Source organism: Pseudomonas sp. B21-031, from assembly GCF_024748985.1.
Taxonomy (GTDB): domain Bacteria; phylum Pseudomonadota; class Gammaproteobacteria; order Pseudomonadales; family Pseudomonadaceae; genus Aquipseudomonas; species Aquipseudomonas kermanshahensis.
Genome location: NZ_CP087181.1, coordinates 3,387,029 through 3,407,232, shown reverse-complemented (window position 1 = coordinate 3,407,232; position 20,204 = coordinate 3,387,029). Strand labels below are relative to the sequence as shown.

General features: G+C 63.4%; 16 protein-coding genes and 1 pseudogene. 15 read left to right on the top strand and 2 right to left on the bottom strand.

Going from position 1 to position 20,204, the window contains the following annotated elements; translation table 11 throughout:
- Positions 1 to 10: 10 nt before the first annotated feature.
- The gene (locus LOY53_RS14980) at positions 11 to 1,066 is read right to left on the bottom strand and encodes an AraC family transcriptional regulator (protein WP_252824606.1); all 1,056 of its coding nucleotides are present in this window, start codon (positions 1,064 to 1,066) and stop codon (positions 11 to 13) included.
- A gap of 258 nt (positions 1,067 to 1,324) precedes the next feature.
- On the opposite strand from LOY53_RS14980, the gene LOY53_RS14975 reads away from it, so the two are divergent.
- The 7 genes from LOY53_RS14975 to LOY53_RS14945 all read left to right on the top strand — a co-directional run bounded on the left by LOY53_RS14975 (position 1,325) and on the right by LOY53_RS14945 (position 11,361).
- Positions 1,325 to 1,891: an alpha/beta hydrolase gene (locus LOY53_RS14975; RefSeq protein ID WP_252824604.1), complete on the top strand. Its 567-nt coding sequence runs from the start codon at positions 1,325 to 1,327 to the stop codon at positions 1,889 to 1,891.
- Between the two features lie 31 nt (positions 1,892 to 1,922).
- Positions 1,923 to 3,788, top strand: a complete 1,866-nt coding sequence (locus LOY53_RS14970; protein ID WP_258702867.1) for a DUF1302 domain-containing protein — start codon at positions 1,923 to 1,925, stop codon at positions 3,786 to 3,788.
- Positions 3,789 to 3,820: 32 nt separating this feature from the next.
- Positions 3,821 to 5,179: a DUF1329 domain-containing protein gene (locus tag LOY53_RS14965; RefSeq protein WP_258702866.1), complete on the top strand. Its 1,359-nt coding sequence runs from the start codon at positions 3,821 to 3,823 to the stop codon at positions 5,177 to 5,179.
- A 64-nt stretch (positions 5,180 to 5,243) separates the two neighbouring features.
- Entirely contained in the window at positions 5,244 to 6,320 is a 1,077-nt protein-coding gene (locus tag LOY53_RS14960; RefSeq protein ID WP_258702865.1) for a YCF48-related protein, read from the top strand.
- 29 nt (positions 6,321 to 6,349) lie between these two features.
- Positions 6,350 to 8,875, top strand: a complete 2,526-nt coding sequence (locus LOY53_RS14955; protein ID WP_258702864.1) for an RND family transporter — start codon at positions 6,350 to 6,352, stop codon at positions 8,873 to 8,875.
- Between the two features lie 45 nt (positions 8,876 to 8,920).
- Positions 8,921 to 10,567: a fatty acid--CoA ligase gene (locus tag LOY53_RS14950; protein WP_258702863.1), complete on the top strand. Its 1,647-nt coding sequence runs from the start codon at positions 8,921 to 8,923 to the stop codon at positions 10,565 to 10,567.
- Positions 10,568 to 10,818: 251 nt separating this feature from the next.
- Positions 10,819 to 11,361 carry an AAA family ATPase gene (locus tag LOY53_RS14945; RefSeq protein WP_027596402.1) on the top strand — a complete coding sequence of 181 codons (543 nt, stop codon included), beginning with the start codon at positions 10,819 to 10,821 and terminating at the stop codon, positions 11,359 to 11,361.
- Here LOY53_RS14945 and LOY53_RS14940 read toward each other — a convergent pair.
- Positions 11,347 to 11,538, bottom strand: a pseudogene (locus tag LOY53_RS14940) (AzlD family protein); the annotation flags it as partial. The gene LOY53_RS14945 and the pseudogene LOY53_RS14940 overlap by 15 nt on opposite strands.
- 514 nt (positions 11,539 to 12,052) lie before the next feature.
- Here LOY53_RS14940 and LOY53_RS14935 point away from each other — a divergent pair.
- From LOY53_RS14935 to LOY53_RS14900, 8 genes are all read left to right on the top strand, one after another.
- The gene (locus tag LOY53_RS14935) at positions 12,053 to 12,517 is read left to right on the top strand and encodes an Lrp/AsnC family transcriptional regulator (RefSeq protein ID WP_081717555.1); all 465 of its coding nucleotides are present in this window, start codon (positions 12,053 to 12,055) and stop codon (positions 12,515 to 12,517) included.
- Positions 12,518 to 12,692: 175 nt separating this feature from the next.
- Complete coding sequence (locus LOY53_RS14930; protein ID WP_252824593.1) at positions 12,693 to 13,544, top strand: STAS domain-containing protein; 852 nt, start codon at positions 12,693 to 12,695, stop codon at positions 13,542 to 13,544.
- Between the two features lie 4 nt (positions 13,545 to 13,548).
- Entirely contained in the window at positions 13,549 to 13,911 is a 363-nt protein-coding gene (locus tag LOY53_RS14925; RefSeq protein ID WP_027596405.1) for an STAS domain-containing protein, read from the top strand.
- On the top strand, positions 13,908 to 14,312 hold the full coding sequence (locus LOY53_RS14920) for an anti-sigma regulatory factor (protein ID WP_027596406.1): 405 nt from the start codon (positions 13,908 to 13,910) through the stop codon (positions 14,310 to 14,312). The genes LOY53_RS14925 and LOY53_RS14920 overlap by 4 nt, the downstream gene beginning before the upstream one ends.
- Positions 14,303 to 15,319, top strand: coding sequence for an anti-sigma regulatory factor (locus LOY53_RS14915; RefSeq protein ID WP_252824590.1), 1,017 nt, complete (start codon positions 14,303 to 14,305; stop codon positions 15,317 to 15,319). The genes LOY53_RS14920 and LOY53_RS14915 overlap by 10 nt, the downstream gene beginning before the upstream one ends.
- Positions 15,312 to 16,178, top strand: coding sequence for a sensor histidine kinase KdpD (locus LOY53_RS14910; protein ID WP_027596408.1), 867 nt, complete (start codon positions 15,312 to 15,314; stop codon positions 16,176 to 16,178). The genes LOY53_RS14915 and LOY53_RS14910 overlap by 8 nt, the downstream gene beginning before the upstream one ends.
- Positions 16,168 to 18,105, top strand: a complete 1,938-nt coding sequence (locus tag LOY53_RS14905; RefSeq protein WP_258702862.1) for a response regulator — start codon at positions 16,168 to 16,170, stop codon at positions 18,103 to 18,105. The genes LOY53_RS14910 and LOY53_RS14905 overlap by 11 nt, the downstream gene beginning before the upstream one ends.
- A 522-nt stretch (positions 18,106 to 18,627) precedes the next feature.
- Complete coding sequence (locus LOY53_RS14900; RefSeq protein WP_252824586.1) at positions 18,628 to 20,178, top strand: sensor histidine kinase; 1,551 nt, start codon at positions 18,628 to 18,630, stop codon at positions 20,176 to 20,178.
- Positions 20,179 to 20,204 lie beyond the last annotated feature (26 nt).

Sequence of the window (20,204 nt, the reverse complement as noted above, 5' to 3'; positions counted from 1 at the left end):
CACCACGCGCTCAGCGCGTGGTGACGGGCCCCTGGGCCGCGCTGCGGGCGCGTTTGAGTGGCGTGGGCAGGTCATGCTGAACACGCCAGGTGGCCGGTGGCTGGCCGAACTGGCTGATGAACCAGCGGGTGAACGAACTGTGCATGGAATAGCCGAGCATGTCGGCAATACGCCCCAGCGAATAGCCGGGGCTTTCCAGGTAGCGCAGCACCAGGTCGCGGCGCACGCTGTTGACCAGCTCGCTGAAGGTGGCGCCTTCTTCTTCCAGCCGGCGCTGCAAGGTGCGCACGTTCATGCCTTGGGTCTGGGCGATGTGTTCGATGGTGGCGCGGCCCATGGGCATCAGCAAAAAGATCGACTTGCGCACCTCGTGCACCAGGGAGGGGTTGCCGTCATCCTGCAGCGTACAGACGTAGCGCTGGGCGAGCCGCGCCATGGCTTCGTTGGCCTGCGGGTTGGCCGTGTCCAGGTCGGAGGCCGAGCAGACGATGCCGTTGAAGTCGCTGTTGAACTCAAGCTTGCAGCCAAAAATGCGCCGGTGAATGGCCACGTCGGCAGGGGCGGCATGGGTGAAGTTAACGCTGATCGGGTGCCAGTGGGCGCCCAGCAGCGCTGAGCAGAAGCGGTGCATCACACCGATGGCCAGCTCGATGGCCTGGCGGCTGTGTATGGGCTGCTCGGTGATGACCTCCTGGCGGATGATCACCGTCTTGCCGGTTTCTTCGATGTGGATCGCCAGCGCATTGTTGAGCACATGGCGGTACTGCACGATCACCTGCAGCGCATCGCGCAGCGAATGCTGGTGGCTGATCAGCAGGCTGACCTCACCAAAATCCGACAACTGGCGCAGTTCGGCCATGCGCAGGCCGAAGGCTTCGCAGCCGCTCAGCCGCGCCGATTCTTCAAGTACGCTGATGGCGGCAGCCACCGGGATGCGCTGGTCAGGCGCTTCGAGCAAGGACGCACTGAGGCCAGCCTGGGCCAGCAGGCCATGGCCGTTAAGGCCCAGGTGGCGGGAAACTTCCAGGTAATTGGTGAGCGAAGCCGCTCGGGCGAGCACGGTCATATTGTTGTTTTCCACGTGTTCTTGATGGGCATCCCGCTGCGCTGGCGGGTAGTCACTTATAGCGCCTGTGTCATCAGATGCAAAGCCATTTTCCTGCCGTTGGTCGCCCGTGGCGAGGGGGCTGCGGGCGGCCGCGTCGGCCGTGTCATCAACTGAAAAATCCGTGACGCGCAATGTAAAGCGTGTGCCGGACCGACTCATTACTCTGGCCCTCAAGCAGTCGGCAATCGACCGAGTGAACAGAGCAAGGGCCCTGACATGGAAAAACTGCAAACCGCCGCCACCGTGCTGATCGTTCCCGGTCTGCGCGACCATGTACCTGAACATTGGCAGACCCTGTTGCAGGCGCGCCTGGCCAAGGTGCGTGCGGTGCCGCCACTGGATACCGACAAGCTCAACTGCACTGCACGGGTCGAAGCGATCGAGCGTGAGCTGGCGCAAATCGAGGGCCCGGTGATCCTGGTCGCGCACAGCGCCGGCGTGCTGATGGTGGCGCATTGGGCGGCGCGCTATCAGCGGCCGATCAAGGGCGCCTTGCTGGCCGCACCGCCAGACCTGCACAGCGATTGGCCACAAGGCTATCCCACCCCGGATTCCCTGCGCGCCCAGGGTTGGGCGCCATTGCCAGGCGGCCCGCTGCCGTTCCCCAGCCTGGTAGCCGCCAGCAGCAACGACCACCTGGCCAGCTTGAGCGCAGTGGCCGACCTGGCCACGCAATGGGGCAGCGCGCTGATCGAGCTCGGTGCCGTTGGCCACCTCAACCCTGCCTCGGGCTACGGCCCATGGCCCCAAGCCGAGGCCCTGATACAGCAACTCGACCGCTGAGCCGCGCCTAACCCCCACGCAGAGACATCGCATGAACAACAATAAAAACGTTCTCTTCTGCCTTCCCCGCCGTAACGTGATGGCTACGTTGCTGCTGGTCGCCGGTGCGCCGGCTGCCCAGGCATTCCAGCTGGACATCGCCAACCCCGACTGGAGCGTGCGCTTCGACAACACCGCCAAGCTCAGCTACGGCCAGCGGGTTGAAGGCGAAAACGCCAAGATCGCCCGCACCGCCAACCTCAATGACGGTGACAAGAATTTCAGCGTCGGCAGCGCGGTCACCCAGCGCCTCGACCTGCTCTCCGAGCTGGATGTGGTCTATCAGAACACCATGGGCATGCGCGTCAGCGCGGCCAGCTGGTACGACCATGCCTATGACGACGTGGGGTCCGACTCCAACCCGTTCCCCGGCCAAGCGGGTAACGCTGGCAACCTGGTGCTGGCACGCCCGGCCGGTGGCTTGCCGGCGGGTACCGTGCTGGCCGGTGGCCCGGCACGCCACCATGGCCTGAGCCGTTACAGCGATCGTTACTACAACGGGCCGTCGGGCGAGTTTCTGGATGCCTTCGTGTTCTACAACACCGAAATCGGCGACGAGTCGATGCTGAGCGGCAAGCTGGGCTGGCACTCGGTGTACTGGGGCGAGACCTTGTTCAACGCCGCCAACGGCATCAACTATGGCCAGTCGGCGCTGGACCTGGCCAAGCTGTACAACGTGCCGGGTACCGAAACCAAAGAACTGTTCCTGCCGCGCAAGCAGTTGTCGCTGAGCTACACGGTCAACCCTGAACTGACCCTGGCGGCGCAGTACTTCCTCGAGTTCGAGAACTCGCGCCTGCCCGAAGGCGGTACCTACATGGGTGCCTATGACATGCTGGGCGACGGCGGTGAGATCTTCTGGTTGCCGGTGCCCAATGCCGTCGGCGGTGCCGGTGCCTTCTACGGCGCGCCGCGCGGGCATGACATTCGTCCCCACAACACGGGTGACTTCGGCTTGATGGCCAAGTGGAGCCCGGAATGGCTCGACGGCACCCTGGGCTTCTACTACCGCAACACCTCCGACCCGACCCCGGCCGTGCTGATCAACGCCCCCAACCTGCACACCGGCAGCCTGGCCGGCAGCAGCTACATGGCCGCTTACGCCGACGATATCGACATCTACGGCATCAGCCTGGCGAAGAGCGTCGGCCCGGTCAGCGTGGGGTTGGACGTCAACTACCGCGAGAACATGCCGCTGATCAGCAACTTCAGCACCATCAACGGGCCACTGTACGAGGCCTTGGCCGGTACCGCCGGCGGCACCAACCTGATCGGCGAGGTGCCAGGCCATGGTGAAACCGGGCTGGCCCGCGGCAAGACCTTCCATGTGGTGCTCAATGGCCTGGTGTCGTTTGGTGCCACGCCGCTGTGGAATGCGTCGTCGTTGGCCGTGGAGGGCGCGATGACCCACCTGGTCAGCGTCGACAAGGGTGAGCAGACTTTCAAGGGCGACTCCACCTACCACGGCGTCGACAAGGTCACCACCAACGCCTACACCCTGGCGGTCAACTTCACCCCGACCTGGTTCCAGGCGCTGCCGGGGGTCGATGTGTCGATGCCGCTGTCCTACAACGTCGGCCTCAAGGGCAACTCGGCCATCCAGCTGGGCGGTAACGAGGACTCTGGCAGCTACTCGGTGGGGATCGCCGCCGATGTCTACCAAAAATACAAATTCGACCTGAAGTACGTCGACTCCTTCGGCAAGTTCGATACCTGCTCGAGCGGTACCGACAACAACACCCCAGGCACCAACGGGCGCTACCAGTGCATCCCCGGGCAGATCACGTCGCAGGCCGGCCTGGCGCCGCTGCTCAAGGACCGCGGCATGGTCACTGCCTCGTTCAAGACCACCTTCTGAAACTCCATTACAACAACAAGCGGAGAAACCTGATGAAGTATCTCAATAGCCTGCTGTCGGCCTCGCTTGCGGTCGTTATCGCCGGGGGCGCCCAAGCGGCCGCCCCGGCCCAGGATATCGCCCGGCTGGGCAAGGACCTGACCGCGGTGGGTGCTGACAAGGCGGGCAACGCCGACGGTTCGATCCCGGCCTACCAGGGCGGCCTGAACACCCCGCCCGCTGGCTTCAAGCAAGGCGATACCCTGCGCCCCGACCCCTTTGCCACTGAAAAGCCGCTGCTGGTGATCGACGCCAAGAACGTCGACCAGTACAAGGACGCGCTGACCGCCACCACCGTGGAGCTGGCCAAACGCTTCCCCACTTTCCACATCGACGTCTACCCCAGCCACCGCACTGCCGCGCTGCCCAAGGCACTGCTCGACAACACCCTGAAGAATGCTGCCAATGCCAAGTCCCTGCAGGACGGCATGGCCATCGAAAATGTCCTGCCAGGCGTGCCGTTCCCGGTGCCGCAATCGGGTGCCGAAGCCATGTGGAACCACCTGCTGCGCTACCAAGGCGTGGCGCAGAAGGCCAAGTACGACTCCTGGAACGTCGACGCTGCCGGTGTCGCGGCCCTGGCGACCACGGGCCTGGCCTATAACGCCTATCCGATCTACGAAGACCTGAACAAGGTCATCGAAGCCAAGGATATCTACTTCCAGACCAAGCTGTACTTCGAAGGCCCGGCGCGCCGTGCCGGTGAGTCGATGATGCTCAAGGACGCCGCCAACCCGCTGGTGCAGGAACGTCGCGCTTGGCAGTACCTGCCGGGGCAACGCCGAGTGAAGCTGGCGCCGAACCTGGCCTACGACACCCCCAACCCGGGCACCGCCGGCTCGGGTACGTTCGATGACGTGTATGTGTTCAACGGCGCACTGGACCGCTACGACTGGCACCTGGTAGGCAAGCGCGAGATGTACGTGCCGTACAACACCTACCGGCTGACCTACATTCACGACCCGAAAACCCTGACCACGCCGAACCACCTGGCGCCTGACCAAGTGCGTTGGGAGAAGCACCGCGTGTGGGTAGTGGAAGGCACGCTCAAGGGCAATGCGCGGCACATCTATGCCAAGCGCCGCTTCTACCTCGACGAGGACAGCTGGTTCGCCCTGGCCTCCGACCAGTACGACGCTCGTGGCCAGCTGTATCGCGGCTCGTTCAGCTTCTTCACGCAGAGCTACGACGTGCAGATCCCCAACAACAACCCGCATGTGGTCTACGACCTGGTGGGTGGCAGCTACAACGTCAATGGCCTGATCGGCCCGCACGGCGGTATCGAGTACATCGCCCCTCTGTCCAAGGCGCAGTGGTCGCCGGAAGCCCTGGCCGGCGCCGGTATTCGCTGACCCCGACGATCAGCCTGCCGGCTGGCCACAGGTGGCCGCCGGCAGGGTTTGCAGAGGATGTGGCATGGCTACTTTGAACACGTTTACACCGTGGGCGCTGGCCGTCGCGCTCACCTTGGGCGGCGCTTGCGGTGGGGCCCAGGCGGCCTATGTCGATGTATTGGACTTGCCGGCCAAAGCCAGTGCGTTGGTGGTGCACAGTGCGCTGCGCGATGTAGCACTGGCCGGTGAGCGGCTGGTCGCGGTAGGGCCGCGTGGCCATATCGTGTATTCCGACAACCAGGGCCAGGATTGGCACCAGGCCAGCGTGCCGGTCAGTGCCGACCTCAATGCCCTGGCGTTCCCCACTGCCCTGGAAGGTTGGGCGGTGGGCAACGATGGGGTGATTCTGCACAGCCGTGACGGCGGCGCCAACTGGGCGGTGCAGCTCGATGGCCGGCAAATTGGCGCTTTGGTGGAGGCCCACTACCAGGCCTTGGCCAAGGCGTACCCCGAGGACGCGCAATGGGCGCAGTTCGCCGCCGAGGGCCAGCGCCTGGAGCAGGAGGGCGCCGACAAGCCGTTGCTCGGCGTGTGGTTCGCCGACGCCCGCCACGGCTACGCGGTGGGGGTGTTCAACCTGATCCTGCGCACCGACGACGGCGGCAGTACCTGGGTGCCGATGCAGGACCGCACCGACAACCCGCAAGGCTTTCACCTGAATGCGATCCGGGCCGTCGGCGATGCGCTGTACCTGGTCGGCGAACAGGGCCTGCTGCTGAAGTGGGATGCCGGCCAGCAGCGCTTCGTCACCTTGCCCAGCCCCTACTCAGGTACCTGGTTTGGCGTGTTCGGCAAGCCTGGCGAGGTGCTCGCCTATGGCCTGCGCGGCCATGTGGCACGCAGCCTCGATGGCGGCCAGAGCTGGGCCAAGGTGGACACCGGGGTGACCCAGAGCATCACCGCCGCCAGCCTCGACAGCCACGGTGACTACTGGCTGTTCAGCCAAGGCGGGCAGGTGCTGCGCAGCCGCGACGGCGGCCTGAGCTTCGCCGTGCAACCGCAGGTGCCGCCGGCACCGGTGGCCGGCGCACTGCAGACCGGCGCAAATGCCACCGTGCTGGTAGGCGAGCGCGGTGTACGCGTGCTGCCCGCCCGATAAGCCTCCAAGCATTCCAAGAGAACCCAGTGATGGCCAACATCAAGCAAGACACCCTGCCGGTCATCCGCGACCTGAGGGATTTCGACCCGCGTTCCGGCAACGTGCTGGAGCGCATGGTCTTCAACTACCGCCCGCTGTTCATGCTGTTCATGGTGCTGGTCACGGGGGTGTTGGGGTACCTGGCGCTGACCCGCCTTGAGCTGCGGCCCAGCTTCGAAAAGATGATCCCGCAGAGCCAGCCCTACATCCAGAACTACCTCGACAACCGCAAGTCGCTGCGCGGCCTGGGCAACGCGGTGCGGGTGGTGGTGGAGAACACCCAGGGCGATATCTACGACCCTGAATACCTGGACGTGCTCAAGCAGATCAACGACGAGCTGTTTCTGGCCCAGGGCGTGGACCGCGCCTGGATGAAGTCGTTGTGGAGCCCAGGGGTGCGCTGGACCGAAGTCACCGAAGAAGGCTTCCAGGGTGGCCCGGTGATGCCCGACGAATACCAGGGCAAGCCCGCCGACATCGATCAACTGCGCCAGAATATCAACCGCGCTGGCATCGTCGGTAGCCTGGTGGCGACCGATTTCAAATCGAGCATGCTGGTGGTGCCACTGCTCGACCACGACCTGGCCACCGGCCGCGGCATCGATTACCGGCAGTTCTCGCAGATGCTCGAGCAGCAGCTACGCGACAAGTACGAGTACGCCGGGGACAGCACGGCGCGCAAGGCCGGCGAAGAAGGCCATGGCAAGTACAAGGTGCGGGTCATCGGCTTCGCCAAGCTGATGGGCGACCTGAGCGACGGGCTGGTCCAGGTGATGATGTTCTTTGCCCTGGCGGTGCTCACGTCGCTGGTGATCATCTTCCTGTACACCCGCTGCGTTCGCAGTACCTTGCTGGTGGTGTTGTGTTCGCTCACGGCGGTGGTGTGGCAAATGGGTATCGTCGGCTGGCTGGGCTATGCCATCGACCCTTATTCGATCCTGGTGCCGTTCCTGATTTTCGCCATCGGCGTGTCCCATGCGGCGCAGAAGATGAACGGCATCATGCAGGACATTGGCCGTGGCACGCACCGGCAGGTCGCGGCGCGTTACACCTTCCGCCGCCTGTTCGTGGCTGGGGTCACTGCGTTGCTGGCCGACGCCGTGGGCTTTGCCGTGCTGATGCTGATCGACATCCCGGTGATCAAGGACCTGGCAATCACCGCCAGCATTGGTGTCGCGGTGCTGATCTTCACCTCGTTGCTGTTGATACCGGTGGCGTTGTCTTACGTCGGCGTGGGCCGCAAAGCCGCCGCACGAGCGCTGCGCATCGACCAGCGCGCTGCCGAGCACCGCGGCTTTGGCAAACTGTGGGATGCGCTCGACCGCTTCACCACACGCAAGTGGGCCACGGGCGCCGTGCTGGTGGCCACGCTGATGGGCGTGGGTGGGTTCTGGGTGAGCCTGCAGTTGAAGATAGGTGACCTCGACAGCGGGGCGCCAGAATTGCGCGCCGATTCCCGCTACAACCGCGACAACGCTTACATCACCCAGCATTACGCGCTGTCCAGCGACCTGTTCGCGGTGATGATCAAGACCCCGCCGGAAGGCTGCCTCAGCTACCAGACGCTGATGCTTGCCGACCGTCTGGCCTGGGAGCTGCAGCAGTACCCGGGTGTGCAGACCACGGTGTCGCTGGTGAATGCCGTGCGCCAGATCACGGCGGGTTCATTCGAGGGCAACCCGAAGATGAGCAGCCTGCAACGCAACCAGGACATGCTCAACTACGCCGCCCAGCAAGCGTCGGTCAATGCGCCGGAGCTGTTCAACACCGACTGCTCGATGATGCCGGTGATCGCCTACCTCAAAGACCACAAGGCCCAGACCCTGGACGACGTGGTGGCCATCGCCGATCGCTTTGCCCGCGATAACAGCAGCGCCGACCGCCAGTTCATGCTCGCGGCCGGCAGTGCCGGCATCGAGGCGGCAACCAACATTGTGGTCCGTGAAGCCAACCGCACCATGTTGCTGTTCGTCTACCTGGCGGTGACGCTGTTCTGCCTGATCACCTTCCGCAGCTGGCGGGCGACCCTGGTGGCGCTGTTGCCGCTGGTGCTGACCTCGGTGCTGTGCGAGGCCTTGATGGTGGTGATGGGCATTGGCGTGAAAGTGGCCACGTTGCCGGTTATCGCCCTGGGCGTCGGCATTGGTGTGGATTACGCCTTGTACCTGCTCAGCGTGCAGCTGCATTACCAGCGCCAAGGTCGTTCGCTGTGCGAGGCCTACCAGAACGCCGTGGCCTTCACCGGCCGGGTGGTGGGGCTGGTCGGCATTACGCTGGCGGCGGGGGTGGTCGGCTGGGCGTGGTCGCCGATCAAGTTCCAGGCCGACATGGGCATCCTGCTGACCTTCATGTTCCTGTGGAACATGCTCGGCGCCCTGGTGTTGATCCCCGCGCTGTCGTACTTCCTGCTGCCGGACAAACGCTATGTCGCCGCTGCGCCCCAACCCTGCGCGCCTACCGCGCCGCCGGGTGAGCAACTGAGCGAACCCCGGGCGCAGACACGGATGAGTGCTTGAGCGCCCTATTAGTTGAAACGAACACGGAAACTGGAATCTACCTTCATGGCCAAGACAAAAATAATGCCGCCGGCAGCCGGTGCCTATGCCTACCCCTTGCTGATCAAGCGCCTGCTGATGTCGGGGGTACGGCAGCATCCAGAGCAGGAGATCGTCTACGCCGACAGGCTGCGCTACACCTACCGCGACCTCGACCAGCGGGTTCGGCGCCTGGCCAATGTGTTGCGTGCTGCCGGGGTGCAGGCGGGCGACACCGTGGCGCTGCTGGACTGGGACAGCCACCGCTCGCTGGAGTGCTTTTTTGCCGTGCCGATGCTGGGCGCCGTGCTGCACACAGTGAACGTGCGGCTATCGCCGGAGCAGGTCGCCTACACCATGAACCATGCGCAAGACGACCTGGTGCTGGTGCACGACGATTTCGTGCCGCTGCTGGAGCAGATTCAGGGCCAGCTGGGCACGGTGCGAGGTTACCTGCAACTGACCGACGAACAGGCCACGGCCACCACGCTGCCAGTGCTGGGCGAGTACGAAGCGCTGCTGGCCAGCGCCAGTTGCCAAGCCGAGTTCGACGATTTCGACGAGCACTCGGTGGCCACCTTGTTCTACACCACCGGCACCACGGGCAACCCCAAGGGGGTGTATTTCTCCCACCGTCAGTTGGTGCTGCACACCCTCAACGAACTGGGCACCTTTGCCGCTTACGACGGCCAGCCGCTGTTGCGTTCGAGCGACGTGTACATGCCGATCACGCCGATGTTTCATGTGCACGCTTGGGGCGTGCCGTACGTGGCCACGGTGCTGGGGGTCAAGCAGGTGTACCCGGGGCGCTACGAGCCGAATATGCTGGTACGGCTGTACCGCGACGAGGGGGTGACGTTCTCGCACTGTGTGCCGACCCTGTTGCAGATGATGCTGGACTGCGAGCAAGGCCGGCACACCGATTTCAGCCGTTGGAAGATTCTGCTTGGGGGCAGCGCGCTGACCCACGGCCTGGCCCGTCAGGCCAGCGAGCGCGGCATGCTGATCTACAGTGGCTACGGCATGTCGGAGACCTGCCCGCTGCTGACCCTGACCCACTTGCGCGAAGAAGACCTGGCCTTGCCCATGGGCGAGCAGGTCGCGCAGCGCATCAGGACCGGCGCCCCGGTGGCGATGGTCGACCTGCGTATCGTCGATGCGCAAGGCAACGACATGCCCCACGACGGTGAGTCGCTGGGGGAAATCGTGGTGCGCTCGCCCTGGTTGACCCAGGGCTACCTGCACGAACCGCAGAAAGGCGCCGAGCTGTGGCAGGACGGCTGGCTGCACACCGGTGACATGGGCTCGATCGACCGCCACGGCGTGCTGGAGATCAAGGACCGCATCAAGGACGTGATCAAGACCGGCGGCGAATGGATCAGCTCGCTGACCCTGGAAAACCTGATCAGCCAGCACCAGGCGGTCAGCGCCGTGGCGGTGGTCGGCATTCCCGATGAACAGTGGGGTGAGCGGCCGATTGCCCTGGTGGTCCGCGCGCCCGGTGACAGCCTTGACCAGCCGATGCTCGAAGCGCACCTCAAGCAGTTCGTCGACCGGGGCCAGATCAACAAGTGGGCGATCCCCCGGCAGGTGCACTTCGTCACCGACATCCCCAAGACCAGCATCGGCAAGATAAACAAGAAGCTGATTCGCGAGATGCACATGGGGGTGTAGGGGAACAGTCTGTAGCGAGCCCCTAATCCAGTGGGAGCCGGCTTGCCGGCGATGCAGGCACCGCGGTGCATGGCACCGGCTTCGCCGGTGATCGCTGGCAAGCCAGCTCCCACAGGTCCCTGCTAAACCAATAAGTTATGTGCTGTCCTATGGAAGCCGGCTAAACCAATGAAGTCTATTTTTGTGTGGGCATTGGACTGCCCCTCCAGAACCTGCACAATTGCCGGCTTTTTTCGCGACAGGAAGCCGCCATGCAACGGATTGTGATTCTGGGAAATGCCGGCAGTGGTAAATCCACCCTTGCTCGTGCCGTGGGCAAGCGGCTCGGCGTGCCGGTGGTTCACCTGGATACCCTGTTCTGGGAGCCCGGCTGGGTCGAACCGGACGCCGAGCAGTTCCGCCAGCGGGTCGGCGAGGCGACAGCAGGGGACAGCTGGGTGTGTGAAGGCAACTACGCCCGGCGCACATTCGACCTGCGCCTGCCCCGTGCCGACCTGGTCATCTGGCTCGATACGCCCCGGCTTACCTGCTTCACCCGGGTGATCCTGCGCAGCGTCATGAACCGGCCCCGTCCAGACCTACCCGCCGGTTGCACAGAGAAACTCGACCGGGCGTTCCTGACTTTCCTGAACTTCGTGTGGAACTTCGATCGCGGCTACCGCCCAGGCATCGAGGCGCAGCGCTTGGCGAAAGGGCCGCAGGTGCCTGTCGTGCACGTGCGTGGCAGCCAACAGATTGCCGCGTTTCTCGACAGCTTGCCGGCTGCCGGCGTGCTGGCGTCAGGCGGGCAGTAGCGCACGCAGCGCAGCGGTCACGGCGAAGGCGAACAGCATCACTGGCAAGATTGAAAACCGTGAAGCGGCATAAGCGGTAAGTGCCAGGGCGATGAGGTCTGCAGGGTGGCCAGAAACGAAGGCGGGCGTGATCACGGCAACCAGCACGCAGCCAGGGGCGGCGTTCAGCACCCGGGTGAATGGCTTGGCCCACAGGTACGCGCTGACCAGGCCGGCCAGCGTGCCCGCCAGCACGTACCCGCCACCGGGAATCAGCAGGTAGAACAGCCCTGCAGTCACCAGGCTGAACAGCCAGGGCAGGGCAGCGTGCACCCCTTTCCACAGGCCCTTGAGCAGCACCAGTAAGACGGCGGCAAACGCCGTGCCCAAGCCGTAGGGGTGCAGGTCACCCAGCAGCGGCCCGATCAACGCGCCGAGCGTGATGAAGCTGACCCAGGCCACGCACTGACACCCCCTCGAAGTGGCGCCGGTGCGCGGGCTCAATTGCGGTGGTGGCTCGGTGGTCGCGGCAGCGGGGCATTCGCGGTCTGGCGTTGCAGGGGGATCTTCAACTATGGATTCAAGGGCATTCATGGTCACCTCCAGTGGAGGCAAATTATTCCAATGAATCGCTGAAATCGGGTTGCGTAGTGGCTCTACTGGCATGAGTATTTGGCATCTGCTGCCGAAAAATTCCCATCAAAGGTTTTCAATGCCAATCAAGCTCGACGCCATCGATCGACGTATCCTGCGGGCGCTGCAACGCGACGGCCGCCTACAGAACCAGGAGCTGGCCAAACAGGTGGGGTTATCGCCCTCACCGTGCCTGCGGCGAGTGCGCCTGCTGGAAGAAGCCGGCGTTATCGAGCGCTATGTGGCGCTGGTGGACCCGGCCAAGGTAGCGCTGGGCCTGACCTTGTTTGTGCGGGTGTGGCTCAAGCGCCAAGACCAGGACACCACCGATGAGTTCGTCGAGGCAGTGCGGCTGCTGCCCGAAGTGGTGGAGTGCCACGTCATGGCGGGTGACTGCGACTTGCTGTTGCGGGTGGTAGCAGCTGACCTTGAGGCCTATCGCCGCTTCCAGATCGCTCACTTGACCAGCCTGAGCGTGGTGCAAAACGTCAAGACCGAAGTGCCCATGGAGAAAATCAAGCTCACCACCGAGTTGCCGGTGTAGGCGGGCTTCGATTCGCAACGCGCCAGGCAATCTTGGCCTAGAGTTAGCGGCACGTGCGATGGCGTAATGCAATTAATTGCCAGTCGCCACAACTATTTCCCTCGGCAAATGTCACTTCTCGGAGCCGGTACGAATTATGGGGCACCGGCCACGCATTTTACGGAGCTAACTCGACATGGCAGCACTGCAAAACAGTACGTTGGAAGCGATTGTCAGCAATCAGGCGCAGCTGCTGAGTGAGTGGCACGCCGCACTCGAAGCCAACGGGGCGACGCGTAACATCCGCGAACAGGACCTGCGCCAGGAAACCCGTGAATTCCTCCAGTTGGTGGTCGACGGCTTGCGCAATGAAAGCGGCACCAACATCGCTGCCGAAGGCTGGGAAGAAACACGCCGCTTCCTTGAGAAGCTGTCTGCCAGTCGCGCCCAGGTGGGCCAGGAGTCCCATCAGACGGCGTTCTTCATCTTTGCGTTGAAGGGCCCACTGTTCAACTTGCTGCAAGCCCATTACCGCGAGCAGCCACAGCTGCTGGCCGAGCAGCTGTGGGAGATTTCGTCGCTGTTCGATGCCTTTGGCCTGCACACCATTCGCACCTACCAGAAGAATCGCGAAGCCGTGATCAAGCGTCAGCAGGAAGAGCTGCTGGAGCTGTCGACCCCCGTGGTCAAGTTGTGGGAAGGCGTCCTGGCGTTGCCACTGATTGGCACCCTGGACTCCCATCGCAGCCAGACCGTGATGGAGTCGCTGTTGCAACGCATCGTCGACACAGGCTCCGAGATCGCCATTATCGACATCACGGGCGTGCCAACAGTCGATACCTTGGTAGCCCAGCACCTGCTCAAGACCGTGACCGCCATCCGCCTCATGGGCGCCGACTGCATTATCAGCGGCGTGCGCCCGCAAATTGCGCAAACCATCGTGCACCTGGGCCTGGATCTGGGCACGCTGACCACCAAGTCCAACCTCGCCGATGCCCTGAAGCTGGCGCTGGCGCGCCTGGGTAGCGCTGCTGGCGAGCGGGGCTGAGCCCATGGAGCGAATCCCCATATTGCAAATGGGCGAGTTCCTGCTGGTGACCATCCAGGTCGACATGCATGACCAACTGGCGCTGCGCCTGCAGGACGACCTGACCGATCGCATCGAACACACCTCGGCCCGTGGCGTGCTGATCGACATCTCGGCACTGGACATGGTCGACTCGTTCATCGGCCGCATGATTGCCACTATCTCGGGGCTGTCGCGCATCATGGATGCCGAGACCGTGCTGGTCGGCATGCAGCCGGCGGTGGCGATCACCCTTGTGGAGCTAGGGCTGACCCTGCCGGGTGTCAGCACCGCGCTCAATGTCGACCGCGGCATGCACCTGTTGCGCAAGCGGGTAGGCCACTCATGAGCCTTCGCGAGCGTGGCAGCCAGCCGGTACGTATTGAGCAGGACGTGGTACTGGCCCGCCAATTGACGCGCAAAATCGCCAGCGATTGCGGCATGCGCCTGGTCGACTTGACCAAACTGGTCACCGCCGTCAGTGAGCTGGCCCGCAACACCGTGGTGTACGGCGGGGGCGGCGACATGGACTGGGAGGTCATCGAAGAGGCCGGCCGTGTCGGCGTGCGCCTGGTGTTCCGTGACGAAGGGCCGGGTATTGCCGACATCAAACTGGCCCTGACCGATGGCTGGACCTCCGGCGGCGGCCTGGGCCTTGGCCTGACCGGCGCACGACGCCTGGTCGACGAATTCGAGCTGGACACCGCGCCCGGGCAAGGTACCCGGGTAATGATCACACGATGGATATGAGCCTGAGCGCAAGCCTGACCCAGGTGCTGCGCCTCGACGATGCCAGCCAGGTCGGTCACGCCCGACGTGTGGTGCAGAAACTTGCCGAGCAACAGGGCTTCGACGCCGCCGATGCAGGCCGGGCAGCGCTCGTCGCCACCGAACTTGCCAGCAATGTGCTCAAGCACGCCGCACGCGGCGAATTGCACCTGCGCGTGCTTGCCCATGGCGACCAGCCTGGCATCGAGTTGCTGGCGGTGGACCGCGGCCATGGCTTCGACCTGGCCAACTGCCTGGTCGATGGCTATTCCACCGGGGGCACCCAAGGGATCGGCCTGGGCGCTGTGAGCCGTCTGGCACAGGTGTTCGATGTGCACACCGACGCACAAGGCGCAGTGGTACTGGCGCGGGTCTATAAACAAGACGGCACACCCAAGGACATTCGCCTGGGCGTTAGCCAGCATTCATTGCATGACGACCCGGCCTGCGGCGATACGTGGCACGTGACGCTCGGCGAGCAGCGCGTGAGTGCCTTGTTGATCGACGGCCTGGGCCATGGCGAAGAAGCGGAACGCGCTGCCAAGGCAGGCGCGCAGGCCTTTGCCCAGAGCCCCTTCAGCGCCCCCCAGCAGTTGCTGGGCGAGCTGCACCAGGCCATGGCCGGCACGCGCGGCGGGGCCGTCGCGATTGCCCAGTACGAGGGTGCGCGCGACAGTGTCGCGTTCATTGGTATTGGCAACATCGGCGCTACCCTGGTCGGCGGTGAACGCCCGCGGGGCCTGGCCTCGCACCCCGGCATCGTTGGGGGGCAGTACCGCAAGGGGCAAGTGTTCGACTACGCTCACGTGAAGGGAAACCTGTTGATCATGTTCAGTGACGGCCTGCAGTCCCGTTGGAACCTTCAAGCCTACCCGGGCCTCGTGCTCCGCCACCCGGCCGTGATCGCGGCGGTATTGCATCGCGACTTCTGCCGTGGGCGGGACGATGTGACCGTGTTGGTCCTCGATCTGGAGACGGTGCATGCCTGACGACAACCGCGCCGAGCAGGCTGCCTGCATGGCACACCTGCAAGCCGAAAACCAAGCCCTGCGCGCTGAGCTGGAAGAAACCAACCAGGGTGTGCTGGCGCTGTATGCCGAGCTCGATACCCAGGCCGAACAGTTGCGCCAGGCGTCGGACCTTAAAAGCCGCTTCCTGTCCTACATGAGCCACGAGTTCCGCACGCCGCTGGGCTCGATCCTGAGCATCACCAGCCTGCTGGCCGACGAAGTGGACGGGCCGCTGAGCAAGGAGCAGCAATTGCAGGTGGCGTTTGTCAGCAACGCCACGCGCGAACTCAGCGACATGGTCGACGACTTGCTCGACCTGGCCAAGATCGAAGCCGGTCGCATCACCATCTCGCCGGCCTGGTTCGACATGCTCGACCTGTTCGCTGCCTTGCGCGGGATGTTCCGCCCGATCGTCGACATGGGCTCGGTGGACCTCATCTTTGAGGAGCCACACGGGCTGCCGAAGATGTATACCGATGATAAGAAGCTGGCGCAGATCCTGCGCAACTTCATCTCCAACGCGCTGAAGTTCACCACCCGCGGCGAAGTGCGGGTGTCGGCGCACTTGCAGGGCAACGACCAGATTCGTTTTGCTGTGACCGACACGGGCATCGGCATCGCACCTGAGCTGCTGGGCGGGTTGTTCGAAGACTTCGCCCAAATCGACTCGCCGCTGCAGAAACGCCTGCGCGGCACTGGCCTCGGCTTGTCCCTGTGCAAGCGCTTCGCGGCCTTGCTGGGCGGTGAAGTAGGGGTGGACAGTGTGCCCGGCGAAGGGTCGTCGTTCTTTGTCGTCATCCCGCTGGCGCTGGCCCAGGAGAGCGTTGATGAACCCTGACATTCGCCTGCTAATTGTCGACGACAACGTCGCCACGCGTTATGCGCTGCGTCGCCGCCTGGCCCTGCATGGCTACCAGGTGCTGGAGGCGGGCACCGGTGGCGAGGGGCTGGCCATAATCGCCAGCGAGCAGATCGACGGTTTGATCCTCGACGTCAACCTGCCGGACATGAGCGGTTTCGATATCGTCCGGTTGCTGCGCGCGGACCCTGAGACTGCATTGTTGCCGGTGATTCACGTGTCGGCGGCGTCGATCCAGACCGGCGACATCATTACCGGGCTCGATGCCGGTGCCGACGCTTACCTGGTGCATCCAGTGGACCCGGATGTGCTGGTGGCGACCCTGCGGACCCTGATGCGGGTGCGCGATACCGAGCGGGCGCTGCGCGCAAGCGAGGCCAACTTTCGGGAAATCTTCACCAATGTATCGGCACCCATAGCCGTGCTCGATGCCGAGCTCAAGGTGCATGAGTGCAACCATGCATTCGCCCAGCTGACTCAAGACAACCGTAACCCCAAGGCGCTGCAGGAGTGCTTTGTCGACGGTCAGCAAACCGCCATCGCCGCCTTGCGCCAGCACCTGGCCGCTGGCCAGCGCTGGCGTGGTACGCTGGGCATGAGCGTGCACGGCCAGCCACGGGACACCGAGTGGCAGCTTTCGCCCTACCGAGCGCCAGGGTTCTGCCTGGTGTTCGTCGAGGACGTTACCGAACACCGCCACCGCGAACGCTCGCACCTGGCACGCCTGGATGACGCCAACACCCAGCTGGCGCGAGAAATGGCCCAGCGGGCGCAGACCGAGGCGCAACTGCTGCAGTTACAAAAGATGGACGCCTTGGGCAGCCTGACAGGGGGCATCGCCCACGATTTCAACAACCTGCTGACCGGCATCATCACCAGTCTGGAGCTGATCCGCAAACGCGTGGCGCAGAACCGTCTGGAAAAGATCCCGAGTTACGCGGACGCCGCGCTCAGTTCAGCCATGAGCGCCGCCTCGCTGACCCACCGACTGCTGGCATTTGCGCGCCAGCAGCCGTTGGACACCCGCCCGGTGGACATCAACGAGCGCGTGCGCTCGCTGGAAGAGCTGATCACCCGCACCATCGGCGAACGGATCGTGCTGGTACTGGAGCTTTCCAGCGAGCCGACCATCGCCCTGGTCGACCCGATCCAGCTAGAGAGTGCGGTGCTCAACCTGGTGATCAACGCCCGCGATGCCTTGGCAAAAGGCGGGCATATCTGGGTCAACACCGCGGCGAGCTGGTCGCATGGCAACCCTTACCTGCAGGACGGCCCCTATGTGGCGGTGAGCGTGCGCGATGATGGCGGCGGCATCGAACCGGAGGTGCTGGAGCGGGTGTTCGACCCGTTCTTCACCACCAAGCCGGTAGGCCAAGGGACCGGGCTTGGGCTATCGACCATCTATGGCTTCGCCCGCCAGTCGGGTGGGCATGTGTCGATCTGCAGCGTGCCGGGGCAGGGGACCGAGGTGACGTTGATGTTGCCGGCCAGCAGCCACCAGGTCACCTGTGAGGCACAGGTGCCACAATTGGACCAGCGCGGCGCTGGCGAGCATGTGCTGGTGGTCGAAGACATGGCCTCTGTGCGCCTGTCGGTGGCAGAAGTGCTGGCCGACGCGGGTTATCGCTGCACCCTGGCCGAAACCATCGAGCAAGCGCTGGACCACCTGCGCGAAGACGCCGACATCGAGTTGTTGCTGACCGATGTCGGGCTGCCGGGCATGAGTGGGCGCGAACTGGCCGACATGGCGCGTGTTTACCGCCCGGGGCTGCCGGTCTTGTTCATGACCGGTTATGCCGAGACGGCGCTGGATCGGCAGGCGTTTCTGGACACGGGGATGGACCTGTTGATCAAACCGTTCCAGATCGGTGACCTGCTCGACAAGGTGCGGCTTAGCCTTGGCTAGCAGAACCGGATGCGCGGTCATTACCTAAAGGGAATGTAAAGTTGGCATGAAATTCTCATGCCTGTCCTTTATGCGACCCATCCTGTCGACCTGTACACAACTTCCCACGCCAAAAAGAGCATAAGGGGGCTTCATGAGTTGTCTGATTTGCGCTGGACATGCTGATTCCGTCGAATGCCCGCTCGGGTGGGAAGAGCGACGTTGCTCGCAATGCGGGTGTTACAGAATGTCTCAATCACTCATTCTAGTGATGATGGAGGAGGGGCAGATTTTCGATACCGAGCGCATGCGGGCGTGGCTTGCCGCCCGGCGAGAAGAGGTATCCATACCCTCTATCGAACACCATCAGGCCATCTTGGTGAGTTGAGCAGATGACCTGCCATGTGTTCGGCGCGCATGAGCGGCGGGGTTAGACTGATTTCGTTGTTGCATCAGGGCAATGCGCGGTGTAAACCACAGTGCTGACGCACTGGCGAAAGCGCTTCAGCGTGCATCTTTATCTCGTTTCTGGAAATAGTCCCCATGCAGCATCAATCTCCCGACGAAACCATTCGCGCCGCGTTGCAGAAGTCGCATGCCAGGCTCCGGCGGCAGCATGAACTGGTCGTCGAGTACGGCGTCATGTCACTGAAGTCGTCTAACCTGGACGCGCTGCTGACGCTGGCGTGCGATGTCGTGGCCAAGGGCATGGAGACGCCATTCGCCAAGGTGCTCACGCCGATAGCGGACAGCGACGAGTTTCTGCTGTCCCATGGCGTGGGTTGGGACGAGGCCGACATCGGGCATGCCACGGTGGGCGGTGACATCGCCAGCCCCGCAGGCTATGCCATTTCCACCTACCGGCCAGTGCTGTCGAACCACCTGGGGCAGGAGCAACGCTTCAGAACCCCTTCATTGCTTAAAAAGTACGGCATCGAACGTGCGATCAACGTACCCATTCGCGGGCCATCCGCCCCGTTCGGCGTACTCGAAGCCGACAGCAGCAATGGCGAAGACTTCATCGAAAGCGACCTGGTGTTCCTGGAGGGCATCTCCAACGTCATCTCCATGGCGGTCGAGCGGATTTCTGCAAGCTCGGAGATGCATTCGTCCGACCCTTATTCGGAGAGCGTGCTCAACGCCAGCCCCGATTGCGTGAAGATTCTGTCCGCGAGCGGCGACATAGAATTCATGAACGATGCCGGCATGTGCCTGATGCACATTGGCGACCTGGCCCAGGTTCGCGGTGTGGCGTGGTCGCAGCTCTGGCCTGACGAATCCCGAAACCTGGTGCTGGAAGCGATCAGTAAAGTCACAGGCGGCGAGTCGACCCGGTTCGAGGCTTTTTGCCCAACCCAGCATCAGGAGCCTAAGTGGTGGGACGTGACGGTTGCGCCCATTTTTGGCGAGCATGGCGACTTCCAGAAGATGATCGCTGTTTCACGCGACATCACCGAGCGACGTCATCATGAAGCCCAGCTGCTGTCGTTGATCGACGCGCAGAACATCAAACTGAGCAAAAGCGACCTGTACCTGGAGGAAATCCATCACCGGGTCAAAAACAGCCTGCACCTGGTCAATACGTTGCTGTTGCTGCAGGCGAACATGGCCCAGGATGAAGCGGTAAAGCTGCAGCTTGAGACGGCGGCGACTCGGGTATTGACCATCGCCAGCGTGCATGAGCGGCTTTATCAGAACGCTGAGGCCCAAGCCGTGCGGGCCTGTGATTACCTTGCAGCGTTATTGGGTGACCTTGGCAAAGCCTTGGCCGAGCGCAGAATCTTGCTCAACGCGGACACGTTCATCCTACCAGCCGAACGGATGGCGCCACTGGGTTTGGTGATTTCCGAACTCATCACCAACGCCTTGAAGTATGGCAAAGGCACGGTGGAAGTTAGCGTGAGTGGCCAAGGGGATCATGCGCTGATCACCGTAACCGACGAGGGCGATGGTTTTCCGGAGTCCTACCCAAAACCAACGGGTACCGGCCTGGGTATGCGCTTGGTTAAAAGCTATTCGGGTTATGGCAACCAGGCGATTACGGTTGACCGTGCGCAAGCAAAAAGCACGATCCATGTGCGTTTCAAACTTTAGCCCCAGGGCAATATCGCCACCCCGGG

What these genes read in the sequence shown, in the direction of transcription:
- LOY53_RS14960 (WP_258702865.1), top strand. Translation starts at nt 5,244, where the DNA reads ATGGCTACTTTGAACACGTTTACACCGTGGGCGCTGGCCGTCGCGCTC.
- LOY53_RS14950 (WP_258702863.1), top strand. Translation starts at nt 8,921, where the DNA reads ATGGCCAAGACAAAAATAATGCCGCCGGCAGCCGGTGCCTATGCCTAC.
- LOY53_RS14980 (WP_252824606.1), bottom strand. Translation starts at nt 1,066, where the DNA reads ATGACCGTGCTCGCCCGAGCGGCTTCGCTCACCAATTACCTGGAAGTT.
- LOY53_RS14970 (WP_258702867.1), top strand. Translation starts at nt 1,923, where the DNA reads ATGAACAACAATAAAAACGTTCTCTTCTGCCTTCCCCGCCGTAACGTG.
- LOY53_RS14965 (WP_258702866.1), top strand. Translation starts at nt 3,821, where the DNA reads ATGAAGTATCTCAATAGCCTGCTGTCGGCCTCGCTTGCGGTCGTTATC.
- LOY53_RS14920 (WP_027596406.1), top strand. Translation starts at nt 13,908, where the DNA reads ATGAGCCTTCGCGAGCGTGGCAGCCAGCCGGTACGTATTGAGCAGGAC.
- LOY53_RS14905 (WP_258702862.1), top strand. Translation starts at nt 16,168, where the DNA reads ATGAACCCTGACATTCGCCTGCTAATTGTCGACGACAACGTCGCCACG.
- LOY53_RS14915 (WP_252824590.1), top strand. Translation starts at nt 14,303, where the DNA reads ATGGATATGAGCCTGAGCGCAAGCCTGACCCAGGTGCTGCGCCTCGAC.
- LOY53_RS14930 (WP_252824593.1), top strand. Translation starts at nt 12,693, where the DNA reads ATGGCAGCACTGCAAAACAGTACGTTGGAAGCGATTGTCAGCAATCAG.
- LOY53_RS14935 (WP_081717555.1), top strand. Translation starts at nt 12,053, where the DNA reads ATGCCAATCAAGCTCGACGCCATCGATCGACGTATCCTGCGGGCGCTG.
- LOY53_RS14900 (WP_252824586.1), top strand. Translation starts at nt 18,628, where the DNA reads ATGCAGCATCAATCTCCCGACGAAACCATTCGCGCCGCGTTGCAGAAG.
- LOY53_RS14975 (WP_252824604.1), top strand. Translation starts at nt 1,325, where the DNA reads ATGGAAAAACTGCAAACCGCCGCCACCGTGCTGATCGTTCCCGGTCTG.
- LOY53_RS14910 (WP_027596408.1), top strand. Translation starts at nt 15,312, where the DNA reads ATGCCTGACGACAACCGCGCCGAGCAGGCTGCCTGCATGGCACACCTG.
- LOY53_RS14955 (WP_258702864.1), top strand. Translation starts at nt 6,350, where the DNA reads ATGGCCAACATCAAGCAAGACACCCTGCCGGTCATCCGCGACCTGAGG.
- LOY53_RS14945 (WP_027596402.1), top strand. Translation starts at nt 10,819, where the DNA reads ATGCAACGGATTGTGATTCTGGGAAATGCCGGCAGTGGTAAATCCACC.
- LOY53_RS14925 (WP_027596405.1), top strand. Translation starts at nt 13,549, where the DNA reads ATGGAGCGAATCCCCATATTGCAAATGGGCGAGTTCCTGCTGGTGACC.